The sequence below is a fragment of the Pseudomonas sp. WS 5532 genome (assembly GCF_012985445.1).
Taxonomy (GTDB): Bacteria; Pseudomonadota; Gammaproteobacteria; order Pseudomonadales; family Pseudomonadaceae; genus Aquipseudomonas; species Aquipseudomonas edaphica.
Map to the genome: position 1 here is coordinate 36442 of NZ_JAAQWK010000034.1, position 10781 is coordinate 47222.

Here is a 10781-nt window from a genome sequence, read left to right on the forward strand (position 1 = left end):
ATGAGCCGCAAGGATAAATCAACGAAAGTAAAAATAATAGCGCTTCTAGGGAGCCCCATAAACGTTCACCTTTCAATCAATCGGCCCATGCAGCGCGATCTTGTCTCCCCTACACCTTGCCCATATATGTTCACCTTACACACCGGGTCACCCTCTTTTGTTTAGGTCACACCTAACCATTTTTCAGCAACCGCCTGACTTTGACGGTGTGGGTTGGGCACGATTGTGCGGCCCAAAGGATACTGCCCATAAAACTTCACCTTTCAGGTGAAATTCCTTCGTTAACCCCCCGGATTCATTGGGTTAAACCTATGCTGAAACCATTTCCCCATAACCTTTCACCTTTGGGTAATTTGTTAGCGTTTTTTGACCCGCATTGGCTTGTTTGAATCCTAGGTCAAATGTGACCCATATCCTTTCACCTTTGGCCCGGCTATCGGGTTAACGGTCCTGTTTTCTAGGGATTACGGGACTTTTTTGCGGCCCCATATCCTTTCACCTAAGGAAAAGAAGGCAGCTATTGCGTACATCACCAGGCTTCAAAACGAAGATTTCAGTCCGAAAAACAGATCTCAGGGTTAGGAAGCCTCCATCTCAGCTCTGTACGGCCCCATATCTGTTCACCTTTGAAAGCAGATCGACAAAAAATAAGTCACCGTGCTGCTTCGAAGGCCCCCATAAACGTTCACTTTACGATCCCCATAGCTTTTCACCTCTGACCCCATAGGCTTTCACCCATGCTCCCCATAGCCTTTCACCTGTAAAAAATTGCCTCCCCATAACTATTCACCCCGGGCCCCATAAACGTTCACCCTCACCCCATAAACGTTCACCTGACCACCCCTGCAGCCCTTGTAAATCAAGGCTTTGCAGTCTCCTAAATGCTTGTGCTGTGTTGCTCTAGAAAAAAAACAGACAAACAACTTACGACTGAAATACCATGGGTCATCGTTGAAAAAGACCACCAGTTACAGAAGTTTGAAACGGTCCGGCTGTAAGGCCCGGAAAAGCGATTTGTTTGTTTGTTTTTTTTTGCTATTTTCTTGATCATTCTTGACTTTGGTCATACTATCCTGTGCATCGGAGGAATCAGGGGGAATCCATGGGCAATCTGCAGGTCAGTGGGACCAGCCAAGGTGTACTTGCACCCACAGTGCGAAAACACGCTGGTGCCATTCACATCAAAAACGACATTTCATGCCTTCAACGAAAGGCGTGGAATGTACTTCTGCATAATGCCTACGATGAGTTCCCTGATTCGAACGTTCAGCTGCATACAATCACTGTGCGAGATCTAATGGATCTCGCAGGCTTTGACAGCAAGAATGTTAAATACCTCAAGGATGCACTTGAGGATATGGTAACAACCCCCATCAAATGGGACATCATTGATCACAAGGGCAAGAGTGACTGGGGTGTTACCACGGCGCTTGCCGGTGCTTCGATCAAAGACGGTGTCTGCAGTTACGCATACAGCCCACAACTCAAAAGCAAACTGTACAACCCCGAATTATATGCGCGTATTGACCTTCTTATCATAAGTCGTTTTAGCTCTGGGCATGCCCTAGCACTTTATGAAAATTGTGCCCGGTACCGAGCAATCCGGCAGTCTCCTGTTCTACCGTTGTCCTTGTTCCGTGAGTTACTGGGTGTCGAGTCGACAGCCAGCTATGACGAGTTCAAAATTCTAAACCGCGCTGTAATTCAACCTGCGATGAAAGAGATTAATTCAATTTCAGATCTACACGTTGAGGTTGAACTGCATCGCGAGAAGCGAAAAGTCGTAGGGGTAAAGTTCCTCATTCACGAAAACACCCAAGGTGCGCTCGCGATCGACTCCCCTTCTAGCTTCAACCACGAATTGTTAACCAAGCTCCAGGCTAACTTTAGCCTGACTGAAGCGCAGGCTAAGGAAGCGTTAGCGCTTCACTCTGAAGACCGAATCGATGCCGTCATGGACTATGTCCAGACCCGCTACCTTGAAGGGAAAATCAAAAATGGCGTCAAAGGTCTCGCGCCTTATTTCCTGAAAGTGTTGAGAGATGGTGACATCAAGGTTGCCAAGACTGCCCTGGACAAGCTTGTCGCACCTGAGAAGAAAAAGCGTGAACCTCAGATGCAGGGCGATCTGCTACAGGATGATGCGACTGCTCGCCGAGAGTTCAATATCTTCCGGCGCTCTCAAGTAGACGAAATTCTGAGCGGCCTAAGTGAAAACGATCGTGATGAGCTTCATCACAACTTCGCGCAGACTATCAGAAGCAATCGCTTACTGATGAAAAAGTGGAGTGAGTACCTGGTTGATGGCACCGGCAGCGCAATGGTAGTCAATAATTTTTATACCTTCGTCGCTGACAAGTATCTACCGCCTTATGAAGATGGCCTTCAGCTTTTCATCTCTGTCCCCCCTACAGACGCGTCCGATTGAAATTAGGGTTGATTAACCCTTACCTGGTCACTCTCTAACGCACTCATGACCTCCAAGTTTTCACCGTGAAAACTTGGACTTCTGAGCTCCGCGTAATTTTCTCCCCCTCCCCTCTTCCATACTCTTCCATATCCGCTCTCAAGATCGATCACGTCAAAGGTTTTCACCGTGAAAACCACGTTTGTTTCTACCGCGAGCCCTATAGATTTTTGGACATATAATCCTCAGTAGACACGGTCAATTGGTTTTCACCGTGAAAATTTAATACCCCCGAACTACACTGCTACTCAGCGAAGGCAGCTCGTAACACAAAAAATGAGCCAAAAAAAAGGGGCATCTGTTGATGCCCCTGAGCCCACAGGTTCGACTTTAATCGGCCGGCTCTTCAAAAAGCTTCTGGATCTGAGCAAGTAAATCTGCTGGATCAGTGCCTTTAGGGCACGCAAAAACGACCTTCTGCCCCTGTATCTTTACATCCGCTACAGCTTGCCCTCTCGATCTGAGTGTCACGATCTGCGGCTTTTGTGGGGCATGCGCGCCCTTTTTGATTGATTGTTTTATCCAATTGACGGCCCCTTCCTGTGAGAGCTTTGTATCGAAGACAAGCTGAGCAGCCTCTACGACCAGGTCTTTGTGCCCGGCATCGACAAATGCGGCGAGCTCGGCAACGTACTTCGTACCAATCAGCGCTGGCTCTTCTTCAAGCATCTTGAGCACCTCACTGGGTAGCTTGAAATACGCAAGGCATCGACTGATCGTGGCCATGCTTCGTCCAACACGTCGAGATAGGATCATCTGGTTTTTTACTCGTTTTTCATCGAGTAAGCGTTTGTAGCTCAACCCCCTCTCGAAATCAGTTAATGACTCATGAGCATCGTTGTCGGTAACTGCCAGGACCGCTGCGTCTTCATCACTGAGATCGCGTACATACGCTTCAATCGAGTTCCAACGAAGAATCTCCCCAATGGATCGCCACCGCCTTTCACCTGCAACGAGTTCAAAGCGATCGCCGACCCTACGGACAACAATTGGATTGTTGAGACCTCCATTGTCTTGAATAGAGTCAGCCAGCAGGAGTAGCTTGGCCTGATCAAAAATCCTTCGCGGTTGGAAAGGACTTGGATCAATAAACGTGACCGGTATAGATTCAACGCCTTCTTTGGCTGGAAGGTACTCCCCTTCCTTGACCTGGCTGGTTACAGGCACACGATCGTTAGCCACGTCACCGACGTTTTCACCGTGAAAACCAGCTTCAGATGACTTTTCACCGTGAAAAATTGCTGGTTGTACGGGTTCATCCAGCAACCCTTGCCGCCGCAAAACCTCTTCCATTGAAACATCTAATTTAGCCGGCGGAGCGGCATTCACGCTTATTCCTTGGATATGAGTCGTCTTAACCGTTTCAACTGGCGGTGCGCTACCGAGTGGTCGAGATGCTTTCATTTGGAAGGCTCCAACAATTCACGGATGCGAGTAACAACCTCGCCAAAGACATTACGCATAGCGCCGAGGGAGTTTTCACCGCCCGCTCGCCAAAGTGCCAATGGTAGTCCGTCCTCCAAGCTTTTGGAGTAATCCTCGGACAGGTAAAGAGGGCTTTCTGTGACCTTACCAGGGAAAAGGTTTTTCAAACGATCGAGGTTGGCCTGAATTCGGGGCCGATTACGGATATACATCGTAGGCACTGCGATGATCTCCGGTGAGCGATCAAAGTCTTTGGCGAACTCGCCGAGCTTGTAAGCAAGGCGGGAGAGGGCACGGAAAGAAAACTTGTCCATGCGAATAGGGCAAATCAGGAAGTCAGCTGCAACCATCGAATTGCGTGACAACATTGAGCCAGACGGCGCGTTGTCCATGATGATTACGTCGTACTTCGAGAAATCACAGTGGGGGAGCTTTCCGCTGCGAGCTTGCTCGAAGAAAATCGAGTACCTGAAGTCTGATCCATTTGCGTTGCGCAGCACGATATCCATGTCGTCCAGTGAGTCCTCTGCAGGGATCAGATGAGGACCAAACTCACCAAAGGGCTTGCGGATGACTTCGGACAACTCCATCGGCTGGTACATGTTCCCTACGCGCATAAGGTTGCCGATATGGCCGGTGACAGCACGATCGCCAGGAATTCCCAAATCAACGAGTTCCTCAGCAGTAAGGTCTGGGTCGTAGCCCATCATGCTTGATACGTCTGCTTGCTGATCGTTGTCGATAATTAAAGTTTTGAAGCCTGCAAGGCTGAACATGATCCCGAGATTGCAAGAGGAGGTTGTCTTGGCCGTGCCACCTTTCTGTACATAGGTAGAAATGGTGATAGGCCGGGGGAACCCTTTGATGTGACCGCTATCACGTCGAATGGCAGCTATCCGGAAAATGTCATCCAGCGAGTAGCCTCGAACTGGCACCGTGCCACGCAGGACTCGGTCAATTTGAAGATCGTGTTCTTTTTCTAATAGCACCAGGGTCTGTTGGCTCACCCCAAGACACTCTGCGGCAAATTTAGGCGCAAGCCGCAATTCGTCGAAGTTCGTGTAAGGGTATTGCTCCAATCCGAATTCAGCGTTTTCCATTTGGCACCCGTTTTTGATGTTTGGTGTCGAAATACTAGGCTTAACCCTATAAGGATTCAACAGAAATAGTAGAACGTTATAGGGTTTTTACAAAAAAAATGATCAATTACCCAAAATCAGTTGTTCTAACCTGCCTTTGCCGGCTGGAGGACGGGCGCCGAGCTGGGTTCTATTCGGCGTAATTTGGCCGCAGGTGACCTAAGACGGTTCGCGTGAAGAAAATAGGTCACAAGCGACTTTCGTTTGTTGATGATGGAGCATTATTGTGTAATATAGGTGCACAAGTGCACCACGGAGACCCTGAATGACCTCAGGAAAAACACCAGCAGATACCCTCCGGGCGCTCATTGATGCCGCAGGAGTCACGCAGTTGCAGGCGCTGAACGAATTGAATCAAGGACTGGTTAAGCCGATCGCTGTAAGCACCTGGAAGGCTTATTTGTCAGCAGCTGATAGCAAGCGACGCCGTACCTGCCCAGATTCAATTTTGAGGCATGCCGTTGCCCGGCTTACCCGTGGCAGTAACCATCAACAAGCCGACAGTGGTTCTCTCGAATGAGCCCAAATTTAGAGGTGAAAATGATGACTGATACCCAACAAGACCTTGCTCTCGATACCTTTGATCAGGACCTGGTACACGGCCGAGTAAAATCTGCGATGTCCGGGGTTAAGAGCCGCGACCTTTGGCAGGTCGCGCCGGATCGCCTGAAATTCATGCCTAGTTTCAATCGGCGGGTACCGCGTCCAGGTTTGACTGCACACATCCGGAAGTTGGCCAACTCCATGAAGGAAGAGGGCTACTACATGGACAAGCCCATCGCTGTCTTCGTCGCTCAGGAGGGAGATGTTGAGGTCCTCTATGTGACCGACGGTCACTGCCGAACGGAAGCGGTTCAACTGGCTATACAGGAAGGTGCTGAGATCCTGACTGTGCCGGTCGTGCTCGAAGAGCGTGGGGTTTCGATCGAGGACCTCACGGTCAAGCTCTTCCAAAGTAATACTGGGCTCAATTTAACGCCATACGAAACAGGGCTAGTGTGCAAGCGATTGGTCCGCAATGGTTGGGAACCTGAGAACGTGGCGACCCGGTTGGATTTGGGGGTTGGGTATGTTGAAGGTCTGCTGACATTGGTGGGAGGTCCGAAATTTATACGGGACACGGTTATCGCAGAAAAGATTTCTGCTACCGAAGCGGTGAAGCTACTCAAAAAGCACGGCAATAAAGCAGTAGCTGTCCTGGAAAAAATGCTTGAGCGCGCCCAGCAGGAAGGGAAGGGGAGGGCTACCGCTATTCACGCGCCTGGTGCAGGCATCAAAAAGGCGGTGAAAAAGCATTCTGAAACTTTGTACCAGGCCGCTAAAACCATCCGCCAAGATCCGGGGTTTGTCTCCTTGAACGTCAAGACACGGATGCTTTTGGATGAGGTCCTTAAGGAGTTGGATAAAGCAGAAAAAGATTTAGCCTCTCAACCAGCACCGGCTGAACGTAACCAAAGTAACCAAAACGACCAAGCGGAGCTCGTAGCTTGATAGTGACGAGGGTCATTTCCTGCCATCTGTTTTCACGGTGAAAACAGAGTGCAGAGAGACTGTCGCATCATTTCCGTGTCCGTGAACGAAGGCGTAAACATGCAACATAAAATGCTCATTGCCCTTAGCTGCGCACTGTTTGTAGGTACTGCCCAGGCTGAAGCCACCACTGCCAAGCTAAATTTCAAAGTCGAGGGTGCAAATACCACCTTCACTGTGGTTATGGGGTCCCCAACCCCATTACAGCTAAATCGCCAAGAGATCTCGACGACATGCCGGTTTACTCGTGATCTCGCAGGGACGCCGGTTCAGACGACGTATAGCGTTGATGGTAGTTACGGTACAACTGCAATGGTCCTGCCTCTTGAACGAACTGTGAGCGGCTTGAAGGCCTATGTTACGGTTAACAAACAATCCTCGGACGTACAAAAAATGGCAGAGATCAACAAAGGCTGTCAGCTTCCGATTGGAGGCACGAGTACTATTGGGGCAAGTTCAATTGATACTTACCGCTGGGGGGTACCATCTGAATTCAAGCTCTCTGATGGAAGCACTGTGATAATTACTGCCGAGAAGGAACAGCTATGAAATATCATCAAAAGGTCAAGGAGGGCACCCATGGGAGGTAATGCACTGGCCTCGTATGGCGCCAAGCGTGTATCAAAGGAGGTGGCAGGTTTAATGCTTCAAGGTCTGCTGGAGCGCCTGGCGTCACTGTCAGCAGAGATTGGCTTGGTTTTCCGTTTGCAGCCTATCCAGTCCTACAGGATGAAGCCTGATTTCGGCGATCTGGATCTACTGGTAGAAAACAAACTCTTCAAGGAGCTGACGTCAGAGCAGCTCGTCGCTAAATTGGCGTCTACCTACCAAGGCAGTATGCCGTGGGTGAAAAGCGGCCCTGTTTTAAGCATAGGACTGCCCCTTGAAGGTGGTGGGTGCCTGCAAGCTGACTTGATCAGCACACCATGTGAGTCATTTGATTTTTCGGCCGGGTATTTTTCTTGGAATGACCTTGGCAACCTGGTCGGTAGAGTGGCACACAAAATGGGGCTTAAGTTTGGTCATGATGGGCTCTGGCTACCCATGCGGGACGGAACACATCTCTTCGATGAAATCCTGATCACCAGAGACTTTAAGGCAGCGCTGCATTTTTTAGGTTTCGATGCAAACATCTGGGAATCTGGCTTTGATTCTCTTGAACAAATTTATTCCTTTGTGGCCAACGGCAGTCGTTTCAGTCCTGAACTGTATCCGCTTGAAAATCGAAACCATATAGCTAGAGTTCGTGACCGAAAACGGCCGGTTTACATGGGCTTTCTGTCATGGCTAGGGGAGCGTCAAGATCTTAAGGTTTTCGAGTGGCGCAGTGATAAGTCGTTTTATCTGAGTGATGTATTCAGGTCATTTCCAGCATCCAAAGGCGCCTACGAAGCGAGTGTTCACGAGTTGACAAAGAGTCAGGCTTTGAAAGAGCGCTTCAACGGAAGGGTGGTAACCGCCATCACCGGCTTGTCGGGTAAAGAACTGGGTCATTTCATGGGGCGGTTCAAAACTGAGTACGCTAACGTTATTAATCAGCTTGAAACAATTTCCGATGATGAGCTTGCAAGAGTTATAAGGGCGGCATCTGAGGCATGATTTTTTGCTAACACAAAGCTGCTCCAAAATGAATTTGTACCGCGCTAGGTAGCATAGCTGCGAAATTCATAGGGCGGCTTTTTTACTAATTAGCTGCAAAGGATATTTGTCCTCACAACGTGAACATGACGCTAAATGTTCTTTGAATTGGTGTCAAATGACCAATTACTTATGCGTTTGCAGAAATTCATTTGACAGATTAGTCCCCGCGTCCCCTGCTCAATTTAGACTTCGGCTTAAACTGTTTTGCCTTCGCCCTAACATTTTTGACATCTGACAAAAGCGGCTTAACTTTGCCAGCAGAATCACCAGATACCTTTCTCGCGTAATGTTCTCCGGCAGTCTCATCACTGCCATGTCCCATCAATGCCGCAACTTCAGCCTTGCTATTGCCAGCAAGTTTCGCGTTAGCTGAGAACTGATGTCGCATTGAATAGAGAGTGGGGTACTTGGCACGCTTACCGAAACAGTGCCTGGTCGCATACTTCATATAGTCGCCAATCCTGGTTTGCAGGACGTCGAAATCAATCTCGCCGGCATAGCCCTCAAGCATGGCGATCATCTCGTGGATGTCACTCATCTCGTCTGGGGTCAAATCTCCCAGATCGAGGGATCTGTGCTCACCATTCCCGCGGCCGTTAGTGGCCTTTGCGTTCTCAACGATCAGTACCAGGCGTCCCTGAATTTCTGTGACGCCGGCAGAATGCCATTCACCGGGCCGAAGGCCGACTAAATAGGTTGCCTTAAGCCAAGTCTTTAAAGGGCGCGCATATCGATGTTTGCCCTCGTTCTGATCGAGGTATGCCAACAAGCGGATAAAGTCTGGTCGCTTAAAGCCTTTCTGTTTCAAAGAGGACGTTTGGGTGCCGAATCGCAGAGTCCCCTCTGAGGTGACCGTATCAAGCAATGTCAAGGCTGCCTGAAGCTCTTCCTGGAGGACTTTCTCGGTACTTGCCGCCAGGAGGAGGGTGAAGTGATGCCGGAGGGCATTCTTGTACTGCTTCCAGGTGTTACGGGCAATCGAGGGCTTACGGGCTATGAGGTGCTCGATAACCGTGAGTGGTGGTACCGAATGTGGGGAGTCGATCCCATAGGATTGGGCTGCCCGGGAGCATACGGACAAGGCTTTGATGACGTACTGTTCATTCGTTTTCTCAAGTCTACTCGGAATCATAACTTTTCTTTGGCTCCCCCCGTTACTCGGAACCGTAACCGTCTCCAAGTAACGTATCAGATGCAGACTATTGTCGCCACATTCCTATCTCCGATACCCGTAGTGACCTATCCGAAAACTGAACTCCTCGATCGTCATCGATTTACACATCTGCTCCCTTCAGCATTTTTCAACGCTGCGATGAGTGACCTAATTTCGGGACCTCAAATGAGCAGCTGTTCGCGCATGCCAGGGGTGGGGCAGGCAAAAAGCGATGAGTGACCTAAAACCTGTTTTGGATTAGGCGACAGTGATTAGGTGTCATGTGGGTTCATTTAAAAAATACGCCGTCAGTGACCTATTGAGTGCCGAAGACACTTTTTTAGGTCACATCTGCCCTTTTATGGCCGTGCTGGTGATGTGAGGGGATGAAAGGTAGGTCACCTATGACCATCGTTGCTTTACAGACGCGGCTTTTGTTTGTAAATTCGCCCGACTTTCGTTTGTTTATGCTTAGTGGTGAAACGTGCCGTATGCTTTACCAACGCTACCTAGGCGCAAAGAAATGACATGACTTATCGAGCGAAAACGATGAAGAAAAATTTGATATGTGGATCTGTGTTGCTCGCATTCATTCTTTCTGGATGCGCCGGTCAACGCAGCGGGGCGCCGAAAAGCTACTCCGATGATCCGGCCTACCAAAAGCTGCAGGAAACCGCTCAGCGCATTCAGAAATCCCTTGCTCAGCTCGCGGAGGCTGAGCAGTACGACAAGATGAAAAACAGGCCGTCACAACCGCGTATCTATGCACAGATCCGGGGTATGGAGCAGGTCGTGACGATGCCATGGCATGGAACGATGGAGCAGGCCGTTGTGAAGCTGGCTTCATTCTCAGGGTTTGAACCCAAATTCATGGGCAAGCCACCCGTTGTTCCAATCGTGGTTCAAATTACAGAGTCGCCTGCGAGCATCTCCGACCACCTGCGAAATCTGGGCATTCAAGCCGGTACCAGGGCCGACATCGTGGTTAACCCGACTCTGCGGATTGTAGAAGTGAGGTACACCGATGGAGCAATTTAAAGCCTCATTTTCGCTCGCTCTGGTGCTGCTCAGTTCTGTTGGCACAGTGTCAGCTTTCGCCGAGCCAGTTGCCCCCCCAGACTTGAGTGGGGTGCTGGATGGCAGTAGTCGGGCGGCAAACGATTCCAGCGCCGAAAGTGAAATCGCGCCGATTCGGCTGGCGTCACTTAAGGAATCTGCACTCGGCTATGGAGTTCGTAGCGGCCTTGCGCATCGCTCTTATGAAATAAGCATGATGTTGAATGGTAGTGCTGACTTGCTTGACTGCGGATTTCGGAACACCGTGACCGGCCGTTTCGGTTGATCGTGACCGCTCATTTCGCTAACGCGTGACCGCTCATTTCGGTAGCAACGTGACCGATTCTCCGCCTGTTCCGAAACAGGTGGT

The 10781-nt window shown here is 49.8% G+C and carries 10 protein-coding genes; 7 read left to right on the top strand and 3 right to left on the bottom strand.

The genetic code is table 11. The annotated features are described in order from the left end of the window. The first annotated feature begins 1102 nt into the window (after nucleotides 1-1102). Nucleotides 1103-2428, top strand: a complete 1326-nt coding sequence (locus HBO23_RS32085; protein WP_170040844.1) for a replication initiation protein — start codon at nucleotides 1103-1105, stop codon at nucleotides 2426-2428. 369 nt (nucleotides 2429-2797) lie between these two features. On the opposite strand, the gene HBO23_RS32090 is transcribed toward HBO23_RS32085, so the two are convergent. Together HBO23_RS32090 and HBO23_RS32095 are read right to left on the bottom strand one after the other, a co-directional pair. Continuing rightward, entirely contained in the window at nucleotides 2798-3871 is a 1074-nt protein-coding gene (locus HBO23_RS32090) for a ParB/RepB/Spo0J family partition protein (RefSeq protein WP_170040845.1), read from the bottom strand. Next, nucleotides 3868-4992 (bottom strand): ParA family protein, encoded by a 1125-nt coding sequence (locus tag HBO23_RS32095; RefSeq protein ID WP_170040846.1) that lies wholly within the window; start codon nucleotides 4990-4992, stop codon nucleotides 3868-3870. The genes HBO23_RS32090 and HBO23_RS32095 overlap by 4 nt, the downstream gene beginning before the upstream one ends. A gap of 304 nt (nucleotides 4993-5296) precedes the next feature. Between HBO23_RS32095 and HBO23_RS32100 the strand changes: the two genes are divergently transcribed. The 4 genes from HBO23_RS32100 to HBO23_RS32115 all read left to right on the top strand — a co-directional run bounded on the left by HBO23_RS32100 (nucleotide 5297) and on the right by HBO23_RS32115 (nucleotide 8160). Next, nucleotides 5297-5551 carry a hypothetical protein gene (locus tag HBO23_RS32100; RefSeq protein ID WP_170040847.1) on the top strand — a complete coding sequence of 85 codons (255 nt, stop codon included), beginning with the start codon at nucleotides 5297-5299 and terminating at the stop codon, nucleotides 5549-5551. A 23-nt stretch (nucleotides 5552-5574) separates the two neighbouring features. Next, entirely contained in the window at nucleotides 5575-6522 is a 948-nt protein-coding gene (locus HBO23_RS32105; protein WP_178131766.1) for a hypothetical protein, read from the top strand. Between the two features lie 99 nt (nucleotides 6523-6621). Beyond that, on the top strand, nucleotides 6622-7110 hold the full coding sequence (locus HBO23_RS32110; RefSeq protein WP_170040848.1) for a hypothetical protein: 489 nt from the start codon (nucleotides 6622-6624) through the stop codon (nucleotides 7108-7110). 30 nt (nucleotides 7111-7140) lie between these two features. Continuing rightward, nucleotides 7141-8160 carry a hypothetical protein gene (locus HBO23_RS32115; protein WP_170040849.1) on the top strand — a complete coding sequence of 340 codons (1020 nt, stop codon included), beginning with the start codon at nucleotides 7141-7143 and terminating at the stop codon, nucleotides 8158-8160. Nucleotides 8161-8359: 199 nt separating this feature from the next. Here HBO23_RS32115 and HBO23_RS32120 read toward each other — a convergent pair whose 3' ends face one another. After that, a complete protein-coding gene (locus tag HBO23_RS32120) occupies nucleotides 8360-9334 on the bottom strand; it encodes a site-specific integrase (RefSeq protein ID WP_170040850.1) in 975 nt (324 codons plus the stop codon). A 549-nt stretch (nucleotides 9335-9883) separates the two neighbouring features. Between HBO23_RS32120 and HBO23_RS32125 the strand changes: the two genes are divergently transcribed. Continuing rightward, complete coding sequence (locus HBO23_RS32125; RefSeq protein ID WP_170040851.1) at nucleotides 9884-10393, top strand: DotD/TraH family lipoprotein; 510 nt, start codon at nucleotides 9884-9886, stop codon at nucleotides 10391-10393. Next, entirely contained in the window at nucleotides 10380-10697 is a 318-nt protein-coding gene (locus HBO23_RS32130) for a hypothetical protein (protein ID WP_170040852.1), read from the top strand. Before HBO23_RS32125 ends, HBO23_RS32130 begins: the two co-directional genes overlap by 14 nt. The last annotated feature ends 84 nt before the right edge of the window (nucleotides 10698-10781 follow it).